22 protein-coding genes are annotated in these 25,403 nt (G+C 61.2%); 7 read left to right on the top strand and 15 right to left on the bottom strand.

Annotated features, from left to right (window positions below; all coding sequences use genetic code 11):
* Positions 1-152: 152 nt before the first annotated feature.
* From AC3WQN_RS12365 to cbiE, 3 genes are read right to left on the bottom strand one after another with little or no spacing between them, the layout of a single operon-like run.
* Positions 153-881, bottom strand: a complete 729-nt coding sequence (locus AC3WQN_RS12365) for a cobalt-precorrin-6A reductase (RefSeq protein ID WP_103400124.1) — start codon at positions 879-881, stop codon at positions 153-155.
* Entirely contained in the window at positions 878-1,975 is a 1,098-nt protein-coding gene (locus AC3WQN_RS12370) for a cobalt-precorrin-5B (C(1))-methyltransferase (protein ID WP_103400123.1), read from the bottom strand. The genes AC3WQN_RS12365 and AC3WQN_RS12370 overlap by 4 nt, the downstream gene beginning before the upstream one ends.
* The gene (gene cbiE, locus AC3WQN_RS12375) at positions 1,968-3,179 is read right to left on the bottom strand and encodes a precorrin-6y C5,15-methyltransferase (decarboxylating) subunit CbiE (RefSeq protein WP_103400122.1); all 1,212 of its coding nucleotides are present in this window, start codon (positions 3,177-3,179) and stop codon (positions 1,968-1,970) included. The genes AC3WQN_RS12370 and cbiE overlap by 8 nt, the downstream gene beginning before the upstream one ends.
* Positions 3,180-3,297: 118 nt before the next feature.
* Here cbiE and cobG point away from each other — a divergent pair, with 118 nt between their 5' ends.
* Genes cobG through cobJ form a run of 4 tightly spaced genes read left to right on the top strand, consistent with a single transcriptional unit; the run spans position 3,298 to position 7,673 of the window.
* Positions 3,298-4,620 (top strand): precorrin-3B synthase, encoded by a 1,323-nt coding sequence (cobG, locus tag AC3WQN_RS12380; protein ID WP_103400121.1) that lies wholly within the window; start codon positions 3,298-3,300, stop codon positions 4,618-4,620.
* Positions 4,613-5,239, top strand: a complete 627-nt coding sequence (locus AC3WQN_RS12385; protein ID WP_095144809.1) for a precorrin-8X methylmutase — start codon at positions 4,613-4,615, stop codon at positions 5,237-5,239. The genes cobG and AC3WQN_RS12385 overlap by 8 nt, the downstream gene beginning before the upstream one ends.
* Complete coding sequence (locus AC3WQN_RS12390; protein ID WP_103400130.1) at positions 5,239-5,970, top strand: precorrin-2 C(20)-methyltransferase; 732 nt, start codon at positions 5,239-5,241, stop codon at positions 5,968-5,970. The genes AC3WQN_RS12385 and AC3WQN_RS12390 overlap by 1 nt, the downstream gene beginning before the upstream one ends.
* A complete protein-coding gene (gene cobJ, locus AC3WQN_RS12395; protein WP_103400120.1) occupies positions 5,970-7,673 on the top strand; it encodes a precorrin-3B C(17)-methyltransferase in 1,704 nt (567 codons plus the stop codon). The genes AC3WQN_RS12390 and cobJ overlap by 1 nt, the downstream gene beginning before the upstream one ends.
* 244 nt (positions 7,674-7,917) lie before the next feature.
* On the opposite strand, the gene AC3WQN_RS12400 is transcribed toward cobJ, so the two are convergent.
* The gene (locus tag AC3WQN_RS12400) at positions 7,918-8,514 is read right to left on the bottom strand and encodes a MarC family protein (RefSeq protein ID WP_103400119.1); all 597 of its coding nucleotides are present in this window, start codon (positions 8,512-8,514) and stop codon (positions 7,918-7,920) included.
* Positions 8,515-8,762: 248 nt separating this feature from the next.
* Here AC3WQN_RS12400 and AC3WQN_RS12405 point away from each other — a divergent pair, with 248 nt between their 5' ends.
* The 3 genes from AC3WQN_RS12405 (at position 8,763) to AC3WQN_RS12415 (ending at position 10,967) form a co-directional block, all read left to right on the top strand.
* On the top strand, positions 8,763-9,554 hold the full coding sequence (locus AC3WQN_RS12405; RefSeq protein ID WP_103400118.1) for a hypothetical protein: 792 nt from the start codon (positions 8,763-8,765) through the stop codon (positions 9,552-9,554).
* A 61-nt stretch (positions 9,555-9,615) separates the two neighbouring features.
* On the top strand, positions 9,616-10,332 hold the full coding sequence (locus AC3WQN_RS12410) for a hypothetical protein (protein ID WP_103400117.1): 717 nt from the start codon (positions 9,616-9,618) through the stop codon (positions 10,330-10,332).
* Positions 10,329-10,967, top strand: a complete 639-nt coding sequence (locus AC3WQN_RS12415; protein WP_103400116.1) for a hypothetical protein — start codon at positions 10,329-10,331, stop codon at positions 10,965-10,967. Before AC3WQN_RS12410 ends, AC3WQN_RS12415 begins: the two co-directional genes overlap by 4 nt.
* 27 nt (positions 10,968-10,994) lie before the next feature.
* Here AC3WQN_RS12415 and AC3WQN_RS12420 read toward each other — a convergent pair whose 3' ends face one another.
* From AC3WQN_RS12420 to AC3WQN_RS12470, 11 genes are all read right to left on the bottom strand, one after another.
* The gene (locus AC3WQN_RS12420) at positions 10,995-13,772 is read right to left on the bottom strand and encodes a hybrid sensor histidine kinase/response regulator (RefSeq protein WP_103400115.1); all 2,778 of its coding nucleotides are present in this window, start codon (positions 13,770-13,772) and stop codon (positions 10,995-10,997) included.
* 99 nt (positions 13,773-13,871) lie between these two features.
* Complete coding sequence (gene purD / locus AC3WQN_RS12425; RefSeq protein WP_103400114.1) at positions 13,872-15,167, bottom strand: phosphoribosylamine--glycine ligase; 1,296 nt, start codon at positions 15,165-15,167, stop codon at positions 13,872-13,874.
* 188 nt (positions 15,168-15,355) lie between these two features.
* Complete coding sequence (gene purH, locus AC3WQN_RS12430; RefSeq protein ID WP_103400113.1) at positions 15,356-16,963, bottom strand: bifunctional phosphoribosylaminoimidazolecarboxamide formyltransferase/IMP cyclohydrolase; 1,608 nt, start codon at positions 16,961-16,963, stop codon at positions 15,356-15,358.
* Between the two features lie 82 nt (positions 16,964-17,045).
* Complete coding sequence (gene fis / locus AC3WQN_RS12435) at positions 17,046-17,366, bottom strand: DNA-binding transcriptional regulator Fis (protein ID WP_095078231.1); 321 nt, start codon at positions 17,364-17,366, stop codon at positions 17,046-17,048.
* Entirely contained in the window at positions 17,363-18,373 is a 1,011-nt protein-coding gene (dusB, locus tag AC3WQN_RS12440; RefSeq protein WP_103400112.1) for a tRNA dihydrouridine synthase DusB, read from the bottom strand. Before dusB ends, fis begins: the two co-directional genes overlap by 4 nt.
* 186 nt (positions 18,374-18,559) lie before the next feature.
* The gene (locus AC3WQN_RS12445; RefSeq protein ID WP_103400110.1) at positions 18,560-19,816 is read right to left on the bottom strand and encodes a DUF3426 domain-containing protein; all 1,257 of its coding nucleotides are present in this window, start codon (positions 19,814-19,816) and stop codon (positions 18,560-18,562) included.
* Between the two features lie 30 nt (positions 19,817-19,846).
* Positions 19,847-20,725, bottom strand: a complete 879-nt coding sequence (gene prmA / locus AC3WQN_RS12450) for a 50S ribosomal protein L11 methyltransferase (protein ID WP_103400109.1) — start codon at positions 20,723-20,725, stop codon at positions 19,847-19,849.
* A 325-nt stretch (positions 20,726-21,050) separates the two neighbouring features.
* A complete protein-coding gene (accC, locus tag AC3WQN_RS12455; RefSeq protein WP_103400108.1) occupies positions 21,051-22,409 on the bottom strand; it encodes an acetyl-CoA carboxylase biotin carboxylase subunit in 1,359 nt (452 codons plus the stop codon).
* Positions 22,410-22,426: 17 nt separating this feature from the next.
* Complete coding sequence (gene accB / locus AC3WQN_RS12460) at positions 22,427-22,888, bottom strand: acetyl-CoA carboxylase biotin carboxyl carrier protein (RefSeq protein ID WP_095144819.1); 462 nt, start codon at positions 22,886-22,888, stop codon at positions 22,427-22,429.
* Between the two features lie 48 nt (positions 22,889-22,936).
* A complete protein-coding gene (gene aroQ, locus AC3WQN_RS12465; protein WP_095078237.1) occupies positions 22,937-23,389 on the bottom strand; it encodes a type II 3-dehydroquinate dehydratase in 453 nt (150 codons plus the stop codon).
* A 131-nt stretch (positions 23,390-23,520) separates the two neighbouring features.
* Positions 23,521-25,281 (bottom strand): protein-disulfide reductase DsbD, encoded by a 1,761-nt coding sequence (locus AC3WQN_RS12470; RefSeq protein WP_103400107.1) that lies wholly within the window; start codon positions 25,279-25,281, stop codon positions 23,521-23,523.
* Between the last annotated feature and the right edge of the window lie 122 nt (positions 25,282-25,403).

Raw genomic sequence — 25,403 nt, forward strand, 5'->3', positions numbered from 1 at the left:
GGCAATCACGGTTGCCCATCGCAGAGGGTTCATGCTGTTTGAGAACCTGAGGTGTTTCGAGAGGGTGCAGCAATGTAGAACAGGCGTGTTAAGTCAGGCCAGACAGCCCTTTTTGGGTGTTTTGCCTGATTGTTCTTTCATGTGAGGTAATGTCAGGAACGGTCTGACAGCGCCAGTGCTTCCAGTACCTGCGCTACGCAATCAAACTCCCGCTCAACCTCCGGCAGCACCGGTCGCTTGAGAATCAACACCGGTACCCCACGCTCTCGCGCCACTTCAAGCTTGGGTTCGGTGGCGCTGCTGCCACTGTTCTTGCTGATCAGCACGTCGATCTGTCGGCGTTCGAACAGCGCGCGTTCGTCTTCAATGTGGAACGGCCCGCGGGCTCCGATCACTTCGCAGCGCCCATTGCCGGGGTAAACCTCCAGCGCGCGCAGGGTCCAGAACTGTTCGGGCGGAATTTCATCCAGGTGCTGCAGCGGCTCGCGGCCCAGGGTGAACAACGGGCGCTTGAAGGGTTCCAGTGCCTTGACCAGTTCGGCCCAGTCGCTGACTTCCCGCCAATCGTCCCCGGCCTGCGCTTGCCACGCAGGACGGCGCAAGGCCCAGCACGGGATGCCACTGCGTTGCGCGGCAGTCGCGGCGTTCTGGCTGATCTGCGCGGCGTAGGGGTGAGTGGCGTCGAGCAGCAAGTCGATGCCTTGCTCCTGGATGAAGCGCGCCAGGCCTTCAGCGCCGCCATAGCCACCCACCCGCACCTGACAGTTCAGGTCGGTGGGCACTCGACCCACACCGGCCAGGCTGTAGAGGTGGCTCGGGCCCAGGGTGCGGGCAATCGCCAGGGCTTCGGTGACGCCACCGAGCAGCAACAGACGTTTCATTGCAATGCTCCCGCATGGCCGACGATGCCACCCTGGCGGTCGATGGCAAACACCTCGACCTGTACCTGTCGGGGCACCACGCTGCGGGCGAAATCCAGCGCGTGCTGGCAGACCGCATCACCCAGGGCGATACCGGCGTCGCTGGCCATCGCCAGGGCCTGCTGGCTGGTATTGGCCTCGCGAATGTTCTGCTGCAACGCCTCGTCGGCCCCGATGGCAGCGGCCCATTCGGCCAGTTGTGGCAGGTCGATGCTCGAATGACGGCTATGCAGGTCCATGTGCCCGGCGGCGAGCTTGCTGATTTTGCCAAAGCCACCGCATAGGCTGAGTTTATCCACAGGCACTTTGCGCAGGTGCTTGAGCACGGCCCCGACGAAGTCACCCATTTCGATCAGGGCGATTTCCGGCAGGTCATAGACCCGGCGCATGGTGTCTTCGCTGGCATTGCCGGTGCATGCGGCGATGTGCAGGTAGCCGTTGGTCTTGGCGACATCGATGCCCTGGTGGATCGAGGCGATGTACGCCGCGCAGGAAAAGGGGCGCACGATGCCGCTGGTGCCGAGGATGGACAATCCGCCCAGAATACCCAGGCGCGGGTTCATGGTCTTGAGCGCCAGGGCTTCGCCATTTTCGACGTTGACCGTCACCGCAAAACCGCCGCTGTAGCCGAGCTCCAGTGCCAGCGATGACAGGTGGTCGGTCATCATCTTTCGCGGCACCGGATTGATCGCCGGTTCCCCGACACCCAGCACCAGCCCCGGACGGGTGACGGTGCCGACGCCCTGGCCGGCGCTAAAGTGAACGCCTGGCTCGGGTGTCAGCCGGACCTGGCTATAGAGCAGCGCGCCGTGCGTCACGTCGGGGTCGTCACCGGCGTCCTTGAAGGTCCCGGCTTCGGCGCCATCGGCCGTGAGCCGGCAAAACTCCAGGCGCATCCGTACCTGCTTGCCTTTGGGCAAGACGATTTCCACCGCATCGCTGCTCACGCCGCCGAGCAGCAAGCGCGCCGCCGCGAGGCTGGTGGCCGTGGCGCAGCTGCCGGTGGTCAGGCCGCTGCGAAGGGGGGTAGGTTGTTCGGCGGTTTCGTCACGCATCGAAGGGCTTGACCACGTCCAGCAAGGTAATGGGCAGCGCCTGGCGCCAGGTGTCGAAGTCACCCAGCGGCTGCGCCTGGGCAATGTGAATCCGCGTCAGTTCGCCGCCGTGTTTTTCGCGCCAGGCCATCAGGGTCATTTCGCTTTGCAGGGTGACCGCATTGGCAATCAGCCGTCCACCGGGCTTGAGCTGTTCCCAGCAGTTGTCCAGTACACCGTCACGGGTGACCCCGCCACCGATGAAAATCGCGTCGGGTCGTTCCAGTCCGGCCAGCGCCTGCGGAGCACTGCCGCGGATCAATTGCAGACCCGGTACGCCGAGTGCATCGCGGTTGTGCTCGATCAGTTGCTGACGGCCTGCATCGGCTTCAATGGCCAGCGTGCGGCAGCTCGGGTGCGCGCGCATCCATTCGATGCCGATCGAGCCAGAGCCCGCGCCAACGTCCCACAGCAGCTCGCCGGGTACCGGGGCCAGACGGGCCAGGGTGATGGCGCGCACGTCGCGCTTGGTCAACTGGCCGTCGTGCTTGAAGGCTGAGTCCGGCAGGCCGGCCAGGCGTGACCCGCGTGGAGTATCCCGCTGGGCAATGCACTCGATGGCCAGCACATTCAGGTCGGCCACCGACGGCTCGTTCCAGTCGCTGGCGAGACCCTCGAGGCGCCGCTCCGCCTCGCCACCCAGGTGCTCCAGCACACTGATCCGGCTCGGTCCGAAGCCACGCTCGCGCAACAGGGCGGCAATCGCCGCCGGGCTGTGCCGGTCGTTGCTCAACACCAGCAGGCGAACGCCACTGAACAGCTGGGCATTGAGGGCGGCGACCGGGCGCGCGACCACCGACAGCGTCACCACATCCTGCAACGGCCAGCCCATCCGCGCGGCCGCGAGTGAACAGGAAGAGGGTGCCGGCAGGACTCGCATCTCCTCACACGGCACTTGCCGCGCCAGGCTGGCGCCCACGCCGAACAGCATGGGGTCGCCGCTGGCCAGCACGCAGACGGGTTCGCCACGCCGTGCCAGCAGGGGTTCCAGGGAAAAAGGGCTGGGCCAGGACTGACGCTCGCCGCGAATGCACACCGGCAGCAGATCGAGTTGCCGTTGGCCCCCGACAATTCGCGAGGCACCTAGCAACGCGCGCCGAGCCTGCTTGCCCAGACCCTGGAAGCCGTCTTCACCGATGCCTACTACTGTCAGCCAGGGAGCCATCTATATTCCTCAAACATGAATGTTCCGACAGGCAGGCTTTTCATGCTGTCAGACAAAGCAGGCATAATACCGCGCCTTCGTCCGCGAAGCGCTTCTACCTCTTGAACCGGTCGCCCCCTTGAACGAACGTCAACAGCCTACTGCCTTACGCCCCTCGGCTTGCCCGGGGTTGCTGCGTATCGTGCAGGCGTTGGACGGCGGTATCTGCCGGATCAAGTTGAATGGTGGGTCGATCAGCACCGCCCAGGCCGTGGCGGTCGCCGATGCTGCCGAGCGTTTCGCCGGCGGAGTGATCGAGGCGACCAATCGCGCCAACCTGCAGATACGCGGGGTCGGCAACGAGCACGGGGCACTGATCGACTGCCTGTTGGCGGCTGGATTGGGCCCACGCTCGGCGGCGGGTGACGATGTGCGCAACCTGATGCTCAGTCCGACGGCGGGGATTGATCGTCACCTGCGCATCGACACTCGCCCACTGGCTGCGCAGATCCTCAATACGCTGGAAAGCAACGCCCGTTTTCACGACTTGTCGGCCAAGTTCGCGGTACAGCTGGACGGCGGCGAGGCCCTGGCCATGCTTGAACACCCCCATGACCTGTGGCTGGGCGTTGTCGAGGGTGAGGGAGAGCAACGACTGACGTTCGGTCTGGCGGGATGCCCGCTAGACCCGCCCGCCGGGGCTGTGCTGTTGAGCGATGGCCATGCCTTGGTGGTGGCGGTGCTGGAGCTGTTTCTAGAGCTCGCCCGCCCGGATCAAACCCGCATGCGTCATTTGCTGGGCGAGTACTCGCAGGAGTCGTTCCTGCAGGCCTTGGCCACGCGTGTGGCCCTGACTCCGCTCTGCGACGGGCAGCGTGACTTGTCGTATTCCAGTTCGCCTATCGGTACTTATCCACAGCGCCAGGACGGTCGAGTCTATGTGGGCGCTGTTCCGCCTCTGGGGCGTCTTGATCCTGCCATGCTCAACGGCGCGGCGCATCTGGCCGAAGCGTTCGGTGACGCCAGCCTGCGGCTGACCCCTTGGCAAAGCCTGCTGCTGCCGAACATCCAGGCCGCGGATGCCCCCGTGCTCAGCCAGCGCCTGCAAGACCTGGGTTTTTTGCTGAGTGCCGACCAGGCGTTGACCCAGATGGTTGCCTGCACCGGCTCTGCCGGGTGTGGCAAAGGCCTGGCCGATACCAAGGCGGATGCGCGACGCCTGGCCAGGCAACGGCAAGGCAAGGGCGACCCACTGCAGGTTCACCTGTCCGGTTGCCCGCGGTCCTGCGCGGCGGCCCACATTGCCCCTGCCACCTTGCTGGCCGTTTCCCCCGGTCACTACGACCTCTATTTTCGCGATGCGGGGCAGCCGGGTTTCGGCGCCCTGCAAGCACGCAACCTCACTATTGAAGCGGTCGGCGCATTGCTTGATGCCCACCCACGGAGCCCCCTTGATGCTTGATTACATCCGCGACGGTCAGGAGATCTATCGCAACTCCTTCGCGATCATTCGCGCCGAGGCCAACCTTGAGCGGATTCCCGCCGATCTGGAAAAGCTCGCGGTGCGCGTGATCCACGCCTGTGGCATGGTCGAGGCCATCGATGGGCTGCAGTTTTCCGAAGGGGCGGGCAAGGCCGGGCGCGATGCACTGGCGGCCGGTGCGCCGATTCTGTGTGATGCACGCATGGTCTCCGAAGGCGTGACCCGCGCCCGTTTGCCGGCCAACAACGAAGTGATTTGCACCCTGCGTGACGACAGTGTCCCGGACCTCGCCCGTGAACTGGGCAACACCCGTTCGGCGGCGGCGCTGGAACTGTGGCGCCCGCACCTGGAAGGCAGCGTGGTGGTGATTGGCAACGCCCCGACCGCCTTGTTCTACCTGCTGGAAATGCTGGATGCCGGTGCGCCCAAGCCGGCGCTGATCCTCGGCTTCCCGGTGGGGTTTGTCGGTGCCGCCGAATCCAAGGCCATGCTCGCGGCGGACAGCCGTGGCGTGCCATTTGTGATCATGCAAGGCCGGTTGGGCGGTAGCGCCATGGCCGCCGCAGCGATCAATGCCCTCGCCACGGAGATTGAATGATGCAGCAACCTGGACGTTTGATCGGTCTTGGCGTGGGCCCCGGTGATCCGGAGCTGATTACCGTCAAGGCCCTGCGCCTGCTGCGTGAGTCGCCGGTGGTGGCGTACTTCGTGGCCAAAGGTAAAAAGGGCAATGCGTTCGGCATCATCGAGGCGCACTTGCAGGATGCACAGACCTTGTTGCCGCTGGTTTACCCGGTGACTACCGAGACCCTGGCGCCACCGCTGTCCTATGAGCAAGTGATCAGCGACTTCTATGACGCCGCCGGCCAGCAACTCGCCGCGCATCTGGACGCCGGTCGCGATGTCGCGGTGATCTGTGAGGGTGACCCGTTCTTCTACGGCTCCTACATGTACCTGCATGATCGCCTGGCTGAGCGTTATGAGTCCGAAGTGGTGCCGGGTGTCTGCTCGATGCTCGGCGGTGCGTCGGTACTCGGTGCGCCGCTGGTGTATCGCAACCAGAGCCTGTCGGTGTTGTCCGGCGTGCTGCCTCATGAAGAGCTCAAGCGTCGCCTGGCCGATGCCGATGCGGCAGTGGTGATGAAGCTGGGGCGTAACTTCCCCAAGGTCCGGCAGGTGCTGGAAGAGCTCGGTCTGGCGCAGCGGGCGTTGTACGTCGAGCGCGCCACCATGGCCAATCAAAAGATCGTGCCCCTGGATCAGGTCGAGCCGATGTCTTCGCCTTATTTCTCATTGATCATCGTTCCCGGTGAGAGGTGGCAAGGTTGATGACACGTCCCGTTCCGGCGATTGTCATTCTCGGTAATGGCAGCCTTGCAATCGCGCGCAAGATCCAGCAGCGCTATCCCGATGCACTGATCCACGGTCTGGCCGAGCGGGTCGAGGACGTGGATCGTAGTTACCATGAGTTCGGCGCGACCCTGCGTCAGCTCTACCAGCAAGACACACCGATCATTGCCTTGTGCGCGGCAGGCATTGTCATCCGCACCCTGGCGCCGTTGCTGCTGGAAAAAGGCGCCGAACCACCGGTGCTGGCCGTGGCCGAAGACGGCAGCGCCGTGGTGCCACTGCTCGGCGGACTTGGCGGGGTGAATGTCATGGCTCGGGAGATCGCCACGGCGCTTGAAGTCAGCGCAGCCATCACCACCAGCGGCGAACTGCGTTTCGGCACTTGCCTGCTCAACCCGCCCAGCGGTTATGCCCTCGGTGATCTGGAACTGGGCAAGCGTTTTGTCTCCGATCTGCTGGCTGGGCACAGCGTGCGCATTGACGGCGTCGCGCCGTGGCTGGATCAGGCGCAGTTGCCGGAAGATCCGCAGGCGCAGCGTTCGATCCATGTCGGCAGTGGCGAGCGTGAGGCAAGCGCCAACGAATTGCAGATCTATCCACGCAGCGTCGCGGTGGCGGTGAGTGCCGGGGTGGCGGATTTGCCGGACACCATTCGTACGACGCTACGGCAAGCGAAAGTGGCGGTGCAGGCGTTGGCCTGTCTGGTTGCGGCTGACACCGAGATGGCCTGTCCGGCTTTGCGTGAAGCAGCCCTTGAGTTGGGTGTGCCATTGCGCTTTGTCACGGCGGCGAGCGACGTCGGCGCATTGGCGCGTAGCGCGGTGCCTGACGCGACGATCAGTGCGACGACGCACGACATCGCCATCGCCGTTGCCAATCAGCCACTGGATGTTGCGCAGATCGGTCGCCCTCGCGGGCGTCTGGCGGTGATCGGGCTTGGTCCTGGCGCTGCCGAACTGATGGTGCCGGCGGTGAAAGCCGAACTGGCCCGGGCCACCGACGTACTCGGTTATGAAACCTACGTGCGCATGGCGGGCCCTTTCCGTCCCGATCAGGTGCTGCACTGCACTGACAACCGCGAAGAAATGCAGCGCGCCCGCCACGCCTTTGAATTGGCCGCCCAAGGGCGTTCAGTGATCGTGGTGTCGTCCGGCGACCCGGGCGTGTTCGCCATGGCGGCCGCGGTGCTCGAAGCCTTGCACGAATCCAGCGATCCGATGTGGCACAGCGTCGATCTGGAGATCTTGCCAGGGGTTTCGGCCTCGCTGGCGACCGCCGCTCAGGCCGGTGCGCCGTTGGGGCATGACTTCTGCGTGTTGTCCTTGTCCGATAACCTCAAACCGTGGGCGATCATCGAGAAGCGTCTGGACCTGGCCGCCCAGGCTGACCTTGCGCTGGCCTTCTACAATCCGATTTCCCGTTCGCGGCCTTGGCAGTTGGGCCGTGCGCTGGAGATCGTCGCCCAGCACCGCACACCGGAAACTCCGGTGGTGTTGGGGCGTGATATCGGCCGTCCTGGACAGACACTGCGTGTCACCACGCTCGGTGCGTTGACACCCGATCAGGTCGACATGCGCACCATGGTGTTGATCGGCTCGTCCACGACCTGCGTGTTTCCGCGCGTCGAAGGTGGTGACTGGGTCTATACACCGCGTTGGTACGGCACCAAGCCGGCTTCCTGAATATCTGTGGCCTCCTCTGGAGGCCGCTTGATCAGGTCGCGCAATAGGCGTTTTGCTACACAGCTGCACAACAAAGTGTATGCGTTGAAGGTGTCGAAACGGTTGGAATGAACTTTTGGTTGTTGGTGTTTGACTCTTGAAGTTGATTATTCTGTTTTTTGAATGATGGGGTTTACAGCAAACCGGCAAGGCCTTGTGAGTGACACACAAGGCCTTGTTTTTTTTCGAGAGCAAGCGCAGTGAATTACGGCACCAGATATCCTCTGACGCCGGTAAAGATAATCTGCGCTGCCAGCGCACACACGAACAACCCCATCAACCGGCTGACGATCTGCAGCCCCTGGTCGCCGAGCATCTGTTCGATGCGGTTGGACAGGTACAGCACCACGCCGACCGTGAAACTGGCCAGGGCGATACTGAGGATGGCGGTCAGTTTGTCATCCCAGTGCGGCTGGCCTATGCCCATGACCAACAGGGCACCAATGGTGCCGGGGCCGACGGTCAGCGGGATGGTCAGCGGAACGATGGTCACGTCCTGCTGCACATTATCGGTCTGCACCGCCGATTTACCCTGGGCCATGCCCAGCGCCGAGATGAACAGCACGCTGCCGGCGCCGATGCGAAAGGCGTCTACGGTGATGCCGAACACGCTGAAAATCACACGACCGAACAGGTACAGCAGGACACTGGAGATCAGCGTCGCGAAAGCGACCTTCCAGGCCAGTCGTCGGCGTTCCTTGTTGGAATAGCCACGGGTCAGGCTGATGAAGCAGGACAGCACGAAGAACGGGCTGTAGAGCACCAGCATCTTCAGGTAAACACTGAACAACACGTGGAGCATGATTTTGGCTCGCCGCTGGAAATCGTTGAGTGAGAGTCTATCAGTCGGTCAATAATTTGTGGGCGCCTGATTGAAAATGTGTATTTTTCGTTCGGGTTGTTTGGTTTTTTGAAGGGTTATTGTTTTTGTAAGTGTGCTGTTTGTTGGAAGTGTGGCGTTACAAGTTTGGCTTGTCGCTTTGCAGGGAGAGGGTTTAAAGTTGTTGTGTAAGTTCGTGGTTGGATTGTTTTATTAATAAGGAGGTTGATATGTTTGATGAAGGTATTGATAAGGCCGCTGTTGCTGTAAGTGCCAAGCGTTTGCGTGGCTATGAAATTGATGCAGTCCCGGTGGGCCGTTCTCGCAGTTTTTCGACGCCCGAAGATACTATCGATGCGCCCGACAGGGCTTCAATAGTAGGTGAGGGTGTTCTGGCGTTTACTGCAAATCTGGATGCACAAAACCAGGAAGATATTCTCCATGCTTTTCTTTTTTCGAGCCTTGTCGCGAATAAGGCATTCCCTCTCGAGTCTCAGGGAAAAGAATGGTATTACCAATTCGTGGAAGTTATGCATGATGCTGGCTGGGTCGCTAGCCAAAAATTCTATAGCGATCTGAGCGTGGGTGGAAGTTCCGTTCGAATGGATCAATTGGTGTTGGAGGTCCTGGGCGCGGTTGTCGCGGGAATGGCTGTGCCAGGATCGGCCAGCGTACTGATGTTGAAAGTTGCAGGTGACGCCATTAATGCGTTGAAGAAGCGCGAAACGGCGCTGACGCTTTATGAACGTAACATGCTGGAGCATGGTGTAGGTGGGATGTCGACGGGGACCTGTACTGAGGTCAACGGTGAAGTAACCATCGCGCTGGGTACTGTGCGTTTTATACGAAAGAATACTTCGGCCAAAGTGCTGTTTGTGGATTGGGATTCTCGTGAGGTGAAACTCTATCGTGGCGAGTCCGTCTTCAGGAAGGTGCCTTCGCTGGTAGAGCAGAATCGCGAGTACATCCGGGAAAAACTTGGCGCTAATTCAAAACGTAAAATCGAAAGCTACGAAATCTGATCTGACGTATTTTAACGGGTGGCCGTGTGTCGGCCACCCTTTTTATAGGTGAGGATTAAATATGCTCAAGAGGTGTTTCGTATTTGTTAATAGGGTGGCCATTGTTTTTGTGCCAAAGGACTATGGCGAGACTGAAACTAACGATCTAATGATTTCGGTGTTGTTGGCACAGTTGGTAGCGGATAAAAGAATTAAAAAAAACAGCGCGGCAAGTTGGTCTGGGGCTTATACGGGCGTTCTGGACGATTTCTGGATTCGCAACGTTAAATACAAACAAGAGATTTTGCTTGGGCAGAACAGTACAGCATCGCCGCTTGAGTGGGTCACTGCGACGATGGCAAACATGGTTCACGACGAGGCTCGAGTATTGGCTGCGTCACTGGAGTGGGCGGCACGATCGTCCTGCTGCCTGGAGGCGATGAGCGTGTTACGTCGTAACGCGCAGCAAGAGGTCACTGCTGATAGGCCGCAGTTTCCTGCTCAGCCGAACGCGGTGCGCTTGCTTGCGATCCTGGCACTACGTCCTGCCTCGATGATCAGTGTGTGTCTGGAGTTCAATACACGGCAAGCGCTAGAGCCCAACCCGTGGTCACAGCGATTTGATGTCAGGGATATCGACGGTTCCGTTTCGGTGCGCTACTCCCATGCGATCCTGTCCGAAACACTTTATGGGCGTTCCCGTGAAGCAATTGCCTTGAAGGTCAGGGACAAGTTCAGTGACAACGTTACCGGTATCGTTGCGGCCATCGATATCCCTTTTCAGGAGTCAAGATCATGATCGATTCTATTCCGCAGGCGGCGGTGGTGGGGGGCAGTATCGTTGCATTCGCAGGCGATCTGCCTGAGTCACATAGAGAAGATATCTACCTGAGTACGATGTACGCGCAAAGAGCTACCCGTGATGCTGTCAGGGATGGCTTGTCGGGCGACTGGTTTGATTTCTATCGCAATACACTCAAGTACATCGGTTGGGACGTTCCGGCTCCTGAGACGCTGTCAGCGGTGCGGGATGATGTGATGGGAGAGTTGGCATTGCAGCGCATTTCAGCACGTATGGGCGAGATGTTTTCTAGCCCTCTCAGGCGTGCCTTGGTCGCACTGGAAAAAAATGCACTGGCGCTCAAGTTGTTCGAATCGACGAGCCTTTCACAGGATGCAGGTTGTTTTCAAATGATTCCCTGCAGCTTGAAGGGCCCGAACAAGGTGGAGATGGGCCTCTATCATCGGCAGTTCACGATTCGCCAAAGTGTATCGCGATTTCTGTTTGTTGATAGCGTCAAGCAGGTGCACAGCAGTACCGAACAGATGTCGGTGATTACGTTTAATACACTTTATTACGCCCAGTTCCGGGAGAAGGTGAAAAAAGCGGTATTGTCCCAGTCAATGGAGTATTTGAGGAGCCTGGAGATCTGAAGTCTGATGACCTGAGTGCCCGATTGCTCAGGAGGTCGAGGCTGTCCGATGCTGAAGGTCGCGCTGGGCGACCCAGTGCTCGATCAACTCGCGCAACTGCGACAGCTCGACGGGCTTGGCCATGTGCCCATCCATGCCGGCCTGGCGTGCGCGTTCCTTGTGTTCAGCAAGGATGTGCGCGGTCAATGCGACCACTGGCGTGCGGGAGCGTTGATTGCCGACTTCCCAGGCCCGCAATTGCTGTGTGGCCGAAAAGCCGTCGAGGATCGGCATTTCGCAATCCATCAACACCAGGTCATAACGTTGGGCCTTCATCGCCTTCAAGGCCTCTTCGCCATTGCTTGCGGTATCGGGCGACAGGTTGAGCTTGCCGAGCATGCCTCGAATGACTTTGGTCGAGATGCTGTTGTCTTCGGCCACCAGAATGCGGAAGTCGCAGGGGACGTTGATCGCGGCGGGGACCGGGGAGGGCATGTGCGTTGCGCTGGCCTGCCCTTTGCTGCGCTGGTTCAACTCGTCCGCCAAGGTGGTCTTGAGGGTATAGCCGGCCACGGGTTTGGCCAGGATCCGTTTGATACCGGCATTGCGCGCGATGATCTTGCTCGGCGCATTGCTGATGCCCGTGAGCATGATCAGCAGGATATCGTGGTTCAGGCTTGGGTCTTCCTTGATCTTCGCCGCCAGTTGCATGCCGGTCATGCCGGGCATGTTCTGGTCGAGCAGGACCACGTCGAAATAGTCCCGCAGGTGCGCCTTGGTGCGCAGCAACGCCAGGGCCTCCTTGCCGGACGCCACCGCGCTGACGTTCAGGCCCCAGGCGCTGCATTGCTGGACCAGGACTTTGCGACAGGTATCGTTGTCGTCCACGACCAGCACCCGCGCACCTTGCAGCGGGCCGTCCAGGTCGCAGGTCGGATGTTCCAGGCGATCAGGGTCCAGTGGCAAGGTCAGCCACAGGGTGCTGCCCTGGCTGCTGCCGCTCTTGATGCCGAACTCACCGTGCATCAACAGGATCAGCTGGCGTGCGATCACCAGCCCCAGGTTACCGCCCAGGCGAGTGGCGGAGAGCACGTTCTTGCTATTGAGTTCAGCGTGCAGCAACGCCTCTCGCTCTTCTGCTTCCATGGGTTGCCCGCTGTCTTGCACGGCAATGCGCAAGCGCGGTGTGCTGCTCAGTTCATCCAGGGCCACGACGATCAGGATCTCGCCTTCCTCGGTCTTCTTCATGGCGCTTTCCAGGAGGCTCAACAGTGTTTGGCGCAGGCGCGTCGGGTCACCGCTGATCACCCGGGGAACCTGGGGCTGGATGAAGCTGATGAGCTCGACGTTCTGTTGTTCGGCCTTGGCGCGGAAGATACTCAGGCAATCCTCGACCAGGGCATTGAGGTCGAATTGCACGTCGTCCAGTTCGATCTGCCCGGACTCGAGCCTTGAGATGTCGAGGATTTCGTTGATCAGGGTGAGCAATTCGTTGCCGGCGCTGTGGATGGTTTGCACGTAGTCGCGTTGCTTGACCGACAGCGGCGTGCCCAGCAACAGTTCGGTCATGCCCAGCACACCGTTCATGGGGGTGCGGATTTCATGGCTGATTTTTGCCAGGAACTCGGCCTTGGCGTTGATCTCGGCATTGCTTGCCGCCAGGTCGCGGCTGATGCTGAAGCGGCTTTCGATAATGCTGCGCTGGCGTTCGCTCAAGGCGATGCCCATCAATAGGCCGCTAAGGCAGATGAACGCGAGCAAGGCCATGATCAGGCTTTGTGGCGCGACGAGGGTCAGCCCCAGCAGTGCGGGCAGGATGATCAGCGTACCGGCGTTGAACACCACCATGGCCACGACGAACAGGCGTGCCGGGCGATAGCCTTTCTGCCAGTGATAGGCGCCGACGAAGAGCATGCTCAACCCGGCCAGGGCGACCAGCCCATAGGTCATGATGTTCAGTGGCAGGGTGTCGACGAACAGCAACAGCAGACTGCAAACGACAATCAACAGGATGTCGCCCATCAGCAGTTTGTTGAGCGGATGCGGCCCGAGCGGGCTGAAGAAGCAGTAGGTGTACATCAGGCCGCAAGGCGCCGTCAGCAGCAGGGCCAGGTAGGCTTCAGGTGCCTGCACGGCATTCCAGTCGGGGAGCCATGAACCTGCCAGGTTCAGGAGCAACAGCATCCCGAGCAGCAGCAAGCCTTCACAGGCCGCCAGCCACAGGCAGCTTCGCGAGCGGGTATAAGCATAGCGCGTGAGGTTGTGCAGGATCAGCATCGCGATACAACCGAACAGCAGGCCGTAGATCAGTGTCTGGGTCTGATTGGCGGCGGTCAGCACGGCTGATTGCAGGGTGATATAGGGGCGCAGCTGGTGTTCGGAAACCAGCCGCAGATACACGTCGAGGGGCTCGCTACGCTGAGGCAGCGGCACCATGAAGTCGGTGCTGGGCAGCGGACGTTCGGTCAGTGGTTGATCATTGCCGCTGGTGGTCTGGTCGATCAGCGTGTTGCCGTCCAGAACGTAGAGATCCAGATGCAACAGGTCGGGGGCAAAGATACGCAGCAGTTGTTCGTGTTTGCCAGGATTGAGCCGAAAGCGCAGCCACAGTGCGCCATCGGGATCGGCGGCAGTGATCTGGTCGGGTTCAATCGGGCTGAATTGGTTGGTGTAGCGCGCCGAGCGAATGTCGCCCAGTTGCAGGGTGCCCTGTTCGTCGAGCAATACCGCCCAACCACTGCCTTGCGCGACGGCCTGGGCCGGGAGCATGCAGAGCAGGGTCAGCAATGTGACGGTGAGTCCTATGGCGATCCTGAGCCAGCGCAAGGCGAAATCCCTTCGTAGATTGATGCCAGATTATAACTATGCGCGGCGTTGGAATAATCAAGCAAGGGCCCAGGGCCCTTGCCTGGCCGAATGGCTGGCTTATTCCTGATTTTCGCCACGCTCGCGGGCAATGGCGCGGTAGCCAATGTCCTTGCGATAGAAGCAGCCTTGCCAGTCGATCTTCGCGGCCAGCTTGTAAGCCTGTTGCTGGGCCGCATCGACGCTCGCGCCCATGGCGGTAGCGCACAGCACCCGACCACCGGCCGTCACCACCTTGCCGTCCTTCAGGGCAGTGCCTGCATGGAAGACTTTGCCTTCCAGCGTTGCGGCTGCATCCAGACCTTCGATGGCAACACCCTTGGCATAGTCGCCCGGATAACCGCCGGCGGCCAGTACGATGCCGACGCTTGGGCGTGGATCCCATTGCGCTTCGACCTTGTCCAGCGCCTGGGCGAGTGCCGCTTCGACCAGCAACACCAGGCTCGACTGCAGGCGCAGCATCACCGGTTGGGTCTCCGGGTCACCAAAGCGGCAGTTGAACTCGATGACTTTCGGGTTGCCCGCTTTGTCGATCATCAGGCCGGCATAGAGGAAGCCGGTGTAGACGTTGCCTTCTTCGGCCATGCCACGCACGGTTGGCCAGATCACCAGATCCATGACGCGCTGGTGAACGTCGCTGGTGACGACGGGGGCAGGGGAGTAAGCACCCATGCCGCCGGTGTTCGGGCCGGTGTCGGCGTCGCCCACACGTTTGTGGTCCTGGCTGGTGGCCATTGGCAATACGTTCTTGCCGTCGACCATGACAATGAAGCTGGCCTCTTCGCCGTCGAGGAACTCTTCGATCACCACGCGCGAACCAGCGTCACCAAAGGCGTTGCCGGCGAGCATGTCGCGTACGGCATCTTCGGCTTCAGCCAGGGTCATGGCAACGATCACGCCTTTGCCGGCGGCCAGGCCGTCGGCCTTGATCACGATCGGTGCACCTTTTTCACGCAGGTAAGCCAGGGCTGGCTCGATCTCGGTGAAGTTCTGGTAATCGGCGGTCGGGATCTTGTGACGCGCCAGGAAGTCCTTGGTGAAGGCCTTGGAGCCTTCCAGCTGGGCAGCGCCAGCGGTTGGACCGAAGCAGTCCAGGCCACGGGCGCGGAACAGGTCGACCACGCCAGCCACCAGTGGGACTTCCGGCCCAACGATGGTCAGGGAAACATTCTTCTCCGCAAAATCTGCAAGCTGCTCAAGCGCCAGGACGTCGATGGCGACGTTCTCGCACTTGGCCTCAATGGCCGTGCCGGCGTTGCCCGGCGCAACGAAAACTTTCTGCACGCGCGGATCCTGAGCCACTTTCCAGGCCAGGGCGTGTTCACGGCCACCGCTGCCAATGATCAAAACATTCATTTCAAAAACCTCGGATGACGCTAATGCTGTTTAGAGTCTAAAGCGCTTTACGCTGTAGGAGGGCGCACTGAAGTCGGTAGATGCAAGGCGGAGTCGGCCTCGATGAGCGGAGTTGCCTTCTGGCAATGAGCATCATCGAGGTCGGCTCCAACGCAGCAGATGCCGGCTTCAGTGCGACCGTTGTCATATTAGTGACGGAAGTGGCGCATGCCGGTGAAGACCATCGCGATGCCGGCTTCATCAGCCGCTGCAATGACTTCCGCATCACGCATCGAGCCGCCTGGCTGGATTACCGCCGTCACGCCGGCCTTGGCCGCATTGTCCAGGCCGTCGCGGAACGGGAAGAACGCATCGGAAGCCATCACCGAGCCGACTACCTGCAAACCGGCGTGTTCAGCCTTGATGGCAGCGATACGGGCAGAGTTCACGCGGCTCATCTGGCCGGCGCCGACACCGATGGTCTGACGGTTCTTGGCGTAGACGATAGCGTTCGATTTGACGTACTTGGCCACTTTCCAGGCGAAGATCAGGTCGTTGATCTCTTGCTCGGTCGGAGCGCGCTGGGTCACGACCTTCAGGTCTTCACTGCCGATCATGCCAATGTCACGGCTCTGCACCAGCAGGCCGCCGTTGACGCGCTTGTAGTCCCACGCAGCGGCACGGTCAGCCGACCACTCGCCGCACGCCAGCAGGCGCACGTTGGCTTTCGCCGCCACAATGGCGCGGGCTTCTTCGCTGACGGATGGGGCGATGATCACTTCGACGAACTGACGCTCGACGATGGCCTTGGCCGTTTCAGCGTCCAGTTCGCGGTTGAACGCGATGATGCCGCCGAAAGCCGATTCGGTGTCGGTGGCGTAGGCCAGTTCGTAGGCCTGGCGGATACCGCCTTCAGCGTCCGGGCTGACCGCAACGCCGCACGGGTTGGCGTGCTTGACGATCACGCACGCCGGCTTGACGAAGCTCTTCACGCATTCGAGCGCCGCGTCGGTGTCGGCCACGTTGTTGTACGACAGTTCCTTGCCTTGCAGTTGGGTCGCGGTGGCGATGCCCACTTCGGCAGGCTTGGCTTCCACGTAGAACGCCGCGCTCTGGTGCGGGTTCTCGCCGTAGCGCATTTCCTGGGCCTTGATGAACTGGCTGTTGAAGGTGCGCGGGAACTCGCTGCGACCTTCTGTGCTCAGGGTGTCAGCGGCCTGGTTCACGGTGCCCATGTAGTTGGCGATCATGCCGTCGTAGGCGGCCGTGTGTTCGAACGCCTTGAGCATCAGGTCGAAGCGCTGGGCGTAAGTCAGGCCGCCGGCCTTGAGGTTTTCCAGGACGCTGGCGTAGTCGCCGGCATTGACCACGATGGCCACGTCCTTGTGGTTCTTGGCTGCCGAGCGAACCATGGTCGGGCCGCCGATGTCGATGTTCTCGATGGCGGTCGGCAGGTCACAGCCCGGCTTGCTGATGGTGGCTTCGAACGGGTACAGGTTGACCGCGACCAGGTCGATCGGCTTGATGCCGTGCTCGTTCATGATGGCATCGTCGATACCGCGACGACCCAGGATCCCACCGTGGATTTTCGGGTGCAGGGTTTTCACCCGGCCGTCCATCATTTCGGCGAAACCGGTGTAATCCGCGACTTCCACAGCGGCTACACCATTGTCCTGCAGCAGCTTGAACGTCCCGCCGGTGGAGAGGATCTCGACGCCGAGCGCTTCGAGCTCCCTGGCGAATTCGAGGATCCCGGTCTTGTCGGAAACGCTGATCAAGGCGCGGCGGATCGGCAGGCGGGTAGTCTGGTCGGTCATCTCAATTTCCATCAAAAGCAAAGGAAGTCAGCAAAAAAGGCGACCGGTGTTACGCGGGCGCCTTTCTGGTTTGATTGAATGCTTACAGCAAATCGTACTGCTTGAGTTTCTTGCGCAAGGTGCCGCGGTTCAGTCCGAGCATCTCGCTGGCTTTGGTCTGGTTGCCCTTGACGTAGCTCATCACGCTTTCGAGCAGGGGCGCCTCGACTTCGGAGAGCACCAGGTTGTACACATCCGTGACGGCGGCGCCTTCAAGGTGGGCGAAATAATTGTGCAGCGCCTTCTCGACACTCCCGCGAAGGGTCTGGCCTTCTTCGCTGGGCGTATTGAGGTGCTGTTTCAAATTCACGTTGTCGCTCACGGGTGTTGTTCCACTCACTAAAGTCTCGGTCATCATCGTCATGCGGCCACCCCTTCTCCGTCCCCTGTCAGGCTCTTGTAACGTTCGGCGAAGAACTCCTGAACGTTGGCGCATTGTGCTTCCGTACAATCCAAACGATTGAAGTGGGCGCGAAACTCCCTGGCGCCCGGCAGGGTTGCGAGATACCAGCCGACATGCTTGCGTGCAATGCGTACGCCCATGACATCCCCATAGAAGGCATGCAGCGCGGCCAGATGCTCAAGCAGAATACGTTCCACCTCGATCAACTCCGGCGCCGGCAGTTTTTCACCGGTACGCAGGTAGTGCTCGATCTCACGAAAAATCCATGGCCGCCCCTGAGCGGCCCGACCTATCAACAGGCCATCGGCCCCGGTCGCGTCAAGCACGTGCCGGGCCTTTTCAGGCGAGTCGATATCGCCATTGGCGAAGACCGGAATCGACACCGCCTGCTTGATCGCGGCAATGGTGTCGTACTCGGCTTCACCGGTATACAGGTCGGCACGGGTGCGGCCGTGCACCGCCAGCGCCGTGATGCCTGCCTGTTCGGCGATCTTCGCCACCGTCAGGCCGTTCTTGTTCGCCCGGTCCCAGCCGGTGCGAATCTTCAGGGTCACCGGCACATCAACCGCAGCCACTACGGCCCGCAGGATCTCGGTCACCAGGTCTTCATCTTTGAGCAAAGCAGAGCCGGCGGCCTTGTTGCAGACTTTTTTCGCCGGACAGCCCATGTTGATATCAATAATCTGTGCACCCAGCTCGACATTGGCCCGGGCCGCATCCGCCAGCATCTGCGCATCACCGCCGGCGATCTGTACCGAGCGCGGCTCGGGATCACCTTCGTGGATCATGCGCAGACGTGATTTGCGGGTGTTCCACAAGCTCATGTCACTGGTGACCATTTCCGAGACTACAAGCCCTGCACCCAGTCGCTTGCACAGCTGACGAAAGGGCTGGTCGGTGACGCCCGCCATGGGGGCGAGAATCAAGCCGTTGTGCAATGTATATGGGCCGATGCGTACCGCCGACATAGGTCTTCCCTGTTGTGGGGTAGGATCATGAGAGTTCGAAAAAGGGTTGGCATGATACCCGCTCTCGATGACTGGATAAAGGCTGAACTGGATAAAATCTGAACAGTTAATCCGTTATTGCCAGCCGTTTGACTCGGCTCGCGGGTTGTCGGAGGGTCGCCATCCACCCGGCGCGACTGAACCGATTCACTCCGGCGAATGAAAGCTGAGGCTGTAATTCACTGCTTTCGGGCCGGGATCGAGGATGTCCAGGGCGATATGGATCGGGGTTTGCGGGGGCATTTCCACAAGGTCGGCCAAGTCGCCGTTGAGGTACTCACCCGGCTTGAAGCGACGGCTGGCGATCAAGTGGCCGTTGAGGTCGGCGAAGCGCAGTTCCAGCAAGGGGAACGGCTGGGAGAAGGGCGCGCGGTTGTAGATGATGGCGTCTACGACCAGGGCACCACTGAAATCCGGGTGGCTGCGCACCACCAGGTTGCTGCTCTTGATTTTGGCGATGTCGACCTTGGACGGTACGCTGCAGCCAATCTGCGGGCACAGTTGCTGGAACCAGGGGCGGTACTGGTCATGGCGAGCCAGTTCGTCGAAGTGATGGGCGATGTACTGGCCGGCAAGGGCGGCAGCGGCCAGTAGCACCATCAGGCTCCAGAACAGCCGGCGTCCCCAGGGAGAGCGGCGTTGTTGCCAGTCCAGTTGCAGCGGATCGTCGACCAGGTCTTGCAGCACGTCGTCGTGCCTGGTCGGTTCGCCTCGCGCGCGTCGCTTGCGTACGGGTTCCGCTGCCTGCGGAGTCGGCTCGGGATCGTCGTCGGTTGCACTGAAGTGTTCACGCGAGGCACTCAGCTCCTCGTCCTCTTCCTGGGGTTCCAGGCGCAGTGGCGGCGTCTCGGGTTCGTCGTCGAGGTCGACCAGTTCCAGGGACAGGGAAGGTTCAGTGCGTGAAGGCTTTGTCGGCTCATCGTCGTCCAGCATCCCGCTTGTCGCAGGTGTCGGGGACGTGTCGCTGGACAAGGCGCGTTCCGCTGCAGGCTCGCTGAACAGGCTGTCGGGCCACGGTGCTTCACTTTCGTTGGCGTCACGGCGTGCGCTCAGTGAATCTTCCCGGGGCTTGTGCTCCTGGCCAAACTCCTTGGCGGGCTGGATTTCCCGTTGTTCGAGCTTGGCGAGTTCTTCGTCGAGGTCGAGGTGGTCCAGGTCAAGCTCGGAGGCGGTCCACTGCTTCTGGCTGATGGCCCGTTGCTCGGGTGCCGTTTCGACCGATGGCGACGAGCTGAGCGCGCTCGCCTGTTCGCCCATGCGCTGCTCGAGCAACTGCCGTGCAGCATTGAACACTTGCAGGCACGAGCCGCAGCGCACCACGCCACGGGCCACGCTCAATTGAGAGTGGCTGACGCGGAAACTGGTCTTGCAATGCGGGCATTGGGTGACGAAGCTATCGGTCATGCGGCCATCCGGAGTCTGCAGAGGCTCATTTTAGCGCCGGCGACCGGTAATGCGCACCCAGCCATCGCGATTGGCAATCGGGTCCAGGTCAAAGTCCTTGGCGTAAGCGGCTGCAACTTCTTCGCCTTGTTCGGCGAGGATGCCCGACAGCGCCAGGCGTCCGCCGGCCTTGACCAGGCTGGACAGTTGCGGCGCCAGGGAAACCAGCGGGCCGGCGAGGATGTTGGCCACCAGTACATCGGCCTGAACCTGCGGCAGGTCTTCAGGCAGGTACAGCGGGAACAGCGCTTCGGCGATGTTGTTGCGTCCGGCGTTGTCGCGGGAGGCTTCCAGCGCCTGCACGTCGATGTCGGTACCGACGGCCTGTTTGGCGCCCAGCAACAAGGCGGCGATCGCGAGGATCCCGGAACCGCAGCCGAAGTCCAGCACGTTGCAGTCTTTCAGGTCCTGGCCGTCGAGCCATTCCAGGCACAGGGCAGTGGTCGGGTGGGTGCCGGTACCGAAGGCCAGGCCCGGGTCGAGCAGCAGGTTGACGGCATCAGGCTCCGGGGCAGCGTGCCAGCTCGGCACGATCCACAAGCGCTGGCCGAAACGCATCGGCTGGAAGCCGTCCATCCAGCTGCGTTCCCAGTCCTGGTCTTCGATGACTTCGCTGTGATGCTCGGGCAGCGGACTGCCGGTCAGCAGTTCCAGATGGGCCAGCACTGCAGCGGCTTCGGTGCCGCCTTCGAACAGGGCCAGCAAGTGGGTGTGCGACCACAGCGGGGTGGTGTTGAGTTCCGGCTCGAAGATCGGCTGATCTTCGGCGTCCATGAAGGTCACCGATACGGCGCCCACTTCAAGGAAAGCGTCTTCGTAGGTTTCGGCTTGTTCTGGGCTGATGGCGAGACGGACTTGCAGCCAAGGCATGGCGGGCACCTTTGAAAAATATTGATTGCAGCCTGGTGGGCTGCGAGAAGCGTGCAAGTTTACGCGAGAGCGAGGAAGAAGACGACCGGATAGCTATGCAATGGGGGCGGAACCGATCCCTGTGGCGAGGGGGCTTGCCCCCGTTGGAGCGCGAAGCGGTCCCGAAAGGGCACATCGGAATCTGCCTGGCGCAACCCGATTGAATGGTCTTGCGGCTGCTGCGCACCCGAGCGGGAGCAAGCTCCCTTGCCACAAAGGGGGCGTAGAGGTTCTCCAGGAACGACAAGGCCGCCCGAAGGCGGCCTTGTCGCATACCGACTAAAGCTTAGTGCTTTTCGCTAGCCAGCTTGTGCTCGAGGTAGTGAATGTTCACGCCCCCTTTGCAGAAGCCTTCGTCGCGAGTCAGGTCGCGGTGCAGCGGGATGTTGGTCTTGATACCGTCGACCACGATTTCATCCAGCGCATTGCGCATGCGCGCCATGGCTTCGTCACGGGTGGCCCCGTAAGTGATCAGCTTGCCGATCAACGAGTCGTAGTTCGGTGGCACGGCATAACCACTGTACAGGTGCGAATCGACGCGAACGCCGTTGCCGCCTGGCGCGTGGAAATGCTTGACCGTGCCCGGGCTCGGCATGAAGGTTTTCGGGTCTTCGGCGTTGATCCGGCATTCCAGTGCGTGACCGCGGATGACCACGTCATCCTGGGTGAACGACAGCTTGTTGCCGGCGGCGATGCTGAGCATCTCCTTGACGATGTCGATGCCGGTGACCATTTCCGATACCGGGTGCTCTACCTGGACACGAGTGTTCATCTCGATGAAGTAGAAGCGGCCGTTCTCGTACAGGAACTCGAACGTGCCGGCGCCACGGTAGCCAATGTCGATGCACGCCTTGACGCAGCGGGCGAAGACTTCCTGGCGAGCCTGCTCGTCGATGCCCGGTGCCGGCGCTTCTTCGAGGACTTTCTGGTGGCGACGTTGCAGCGAGCAATCGCGGTCACCCAGGTGGATGGCGTGGCCTTGACCGTCGGAAAGTACCTGGACTTCCACGTGACGTGGGTTGGTCAGGAATTTCTCGAGGTAGACCATCGGGTTGCCGAACGCCGCGCCTGCTTCGGAGCGGGTCAGTTGCGCCGAGGAAATCAGGTCTTCTTCCTTGTGCACCACACGCATGCCGCGACCACCGCCGCCGCCAGCGGCCTTGATGATCACCGGATAGCCGACTTCACGGCCGATGCGCAGCGCCGTTTCTTCGTCTTCCGGCAGTGGGCCGTCGGAGCCTGGAACGGTTGGAACGCCAGCGGCGATCATCGCGTGCTTGGCCGACACCTTGTCGCCCATCAGGCGAATGGTTTCGGCTTTCGGGCCGATGAAGGCGAAGCCGGAGTTCTCGACCTGTTCGGCGAAGTCGGCGTTTTCCGCGAGGAAACCGTAGCCAGGGTGAATGGCGGTGGCGCCGGTCACTTCGGCAGCCGCGATGATCGCCGGGATGTGCAGGTAGGAGTGGGCGGCCGATGCCGGACCGATGCAGACGGATTCGTCTGCCAGACCCAGGTGCATCAGCTCTTTGTCGGCCTTGGAGTAAACGGCGACGGTCTTGATGCCCATCTCTTTGCAGGCACGCAGAATCCGCAGGGCGATCTCACCGCGGTTAGCGATCAGAACTTTTTCCAACTTCGCAGTCATCAAAGGCTCTCCGCGGTTCAAACGATGGTGAACAGCGGTTGGTCGTACTCAACCGGCTGGCCGTCTTCGACGAGGATGGACTCGATCACACCGCTGGTCTCAGCTTCGATGTGGTTCATCATCTTCATGGCTTCGACGATGCACAGGGTGTCGCCTTTCTTCACGCTTTGCCCCACTTCAACGAAGGACGGCGAAGTTGGCGAAGATTTGCGATAGAACGTACCCACCATCGGCGAACGGGCAACGGTGCCGTTCAGTACCGGTGCGGCCGGAGCGGCAGGCGCAGCGGCAGCGGCTGGAGCAGCAGCGGCCGGTGCGGCAACAGGCGCTGCCATTGGAGCCGGTGCGTAGTACTGCTGGGCCGGGGTCTTGCTGTGGCGGCTGATGCGTACGGACTCTTCGCCTTCCTTGATCTCGAGCTCGTCGATGCCGGACTCTTCCAGCAGTTCGATCAGTTTCTTAACTTTACGGATATCCATGAATCATCAACTCCCAAGGGTCGGTCAGGGGCGTTTAACGCTTGTTGTTCAAGCCGTTGCCGGTCTTTCAAGCTGTTCCAGGGCGGCCTCCAGGGCCAGTCGATAACCGCTGGCGCCAAGGCCGCAGATCACTCCCACCGCTACGTCGGAGAAGTAAGAGTGATGGCGGAAAGGTTCGCGTTTGTGCACGTTAGACAAATGCACTTCGATGAATGGGATGCTCACCGCCAGCAGCGCGTCACGTAATGCGACACTTGTATGCGTAAAAGCTGCTGGATTGATCAGAATGAAGTCCACACCTTCGTCGCGGGCGGCGTGGATGCGGTCGATCAATTCATACTCGGCGTTGCTTTGCAGGTAGAGCAAATGGTGGCCGGCATTACGGGCCCGTTGTTCCAGGTCCTGATTGATCTGGGCCAGGGTCACGGCGCCGTAGACACCCGGTTCACGGGTGCCGAGCAGGTTCAGGTTGGGTCCGTGCAGCACCAAAAGGGTCGCCATCTGCTGTTCCTTGTTATCTATGTGCAGGTATCAGAACCCGGCGACTATGCCGCAAAGCCTTTGTGACTGTCCAGTTCTCTGCAATAGCCAGCACAATGACCGATGATTGCGCGATTTATATGACCGACTGATTAAATCTGGTCATTCGCTCTGGCGACGCGTTCGGCGAACTCTCGCGCCGTGATCTCGCCGATTACCCGCACGTCAGTACGTTCATTGCCATCCTTGCCAAAAAACATCAGGGCCGGTGGCCCGAACAGTTGGTAGCGGTCGAGCAGGGCGCGTTGTTCGGCGTTGCTGGCCGTCATGTCGAAGCGAATCAGCCGGTAGCCGTTGAGGCGTTCGACGACCATGGGGTCGTTGAGCACCTCATGTTCGATGACTTTGCAACTGATGCACCAGTCGGCGTACCAGTCGAGCAGCAGCGGGGTGTTGGCGGCTTTCGCCGCGGCGAGGGCCTGGTCGAGTTCCGCCGGGGTGCTGATGGTCTGCCACTGGCCGGCGTCTGGTGCTTGTGGGCTACCGGCGGCGTTGATGACCCGGGGCTGGCCAATCGGGTTGAAGGGATCGGTCTGGCCGCTGAAGGCGCCGTACCAGCAGGCCAGGCCGTAAAAGATCAGGAACATTCCGAGCAATTGGCCGAGGCGTTTGCGCGGAGGCTTGTAGACGAACTCCAGTGCCCCGAGGAACAACCCCACTCCTGCCGTCAGCAAGCCGATCAGCAGCAAGGTGACTTGTCCTGGCAGTACGCGGCTGAGCAGGCCGATCGCCAACCCCAGCAACAATACGCCGATCGCGTTCTTCACATACACCAGCCAAGGCCCGCTCTTCGGCAGCCAGGCCGCCCCGCCGGTGGCGACCAACAACAAGGGGGCGCCCATGCCCAGACCCAGTACGAATAGCTTCAATGCACCGCCCAGCGCGTCGCCGCTGGCGCTGATGTACAACAGCGCTCCGGCCAGGGGTGCCGACACGCAAGGTGAGACCAACAGGCTCGAGACCACGCCAAGCACCGCCGCACCCCACAGCGACCCTCCTTCGGTACGCCCGGCAATGCGGTCCAGGCGGCTGCTGATGGCATGTGGCAGCTTCAGTTCGAACATCCCGAACATCGCCAGGGCAAAGACGGCGAAGAACAGGGCGAACGGCACCAGCACCCAGGCCGATTGCAGGCGTGCCTGCAGGTTCAACTGGGCACCGAACAACCCCATCAAGGCACCGAGCAAGGCGAAGCAGGCGGCCATCGGCAGCACATAGGCCAGCGACAGGTTGAAACCGCGCAGTCCGCCAATTTGCCCGCGCAGCACCACGCCGGAGAGAATCGGCAGCATTGGCAGCACGCAAGGGGTGAAGGTCAGGCCCAGGCCCGCGAGAAAGAACAGCGCCAGTTCACGCCAGCTCCAGGCAGCGCTGGGCTCGTTGCTGGCGGTTGCGCCATCGATCTGCAGGCGTTCGGTTTCCGGTGGGTAGCACAAACCCTTGTCGGCGCAGCCCTGATAGGTGACAACCAGGGTGAAGGCGCGTGGGTCGGCGCTGTTGCGGGGCAGTTCTACGTCGAGAATGCCGTGGTAGACCTCGACATCGCCGAAGTACTCGTCGTGCTTTTTCTCGCCCGCGGGCAGTTGAACGGCACCCAGGCCTGCGTCGGCCGGATCGCTGCGAAACTGGAAGCGATGGCGGTAGAGGTAGTACCCCTCGGTGGCGACGAAGCGCAGCTTGATCGACTGCGGCGTGGCTTCCACCAGGCTCAGCTGGAAGGCTTTGCGTACCGGCAGGAAATCGGCGCTGTTGTTGATCGCGCCCAGGGTCGAACTGGGACGACTGTCCAGCAGGCCGGTAGCGTGTACCGGTAGGGCCAGGATCAACAGCATCAGGCAGAGCAGGCGGCGCATGACAATCTCGCGTATCGAAGATGTGCGCATGATAGCGGACGGCGCCGATGACTGCCGAGCCAGAGGTTTCGATGATTCATCGTGGCGAGGGAGCTTGCTCCCGCTCGGCTGCGTAGCAGTCG

Source organism: Pseudomonas sp. FW300-N1A1 (assembly GCF_058789115.1).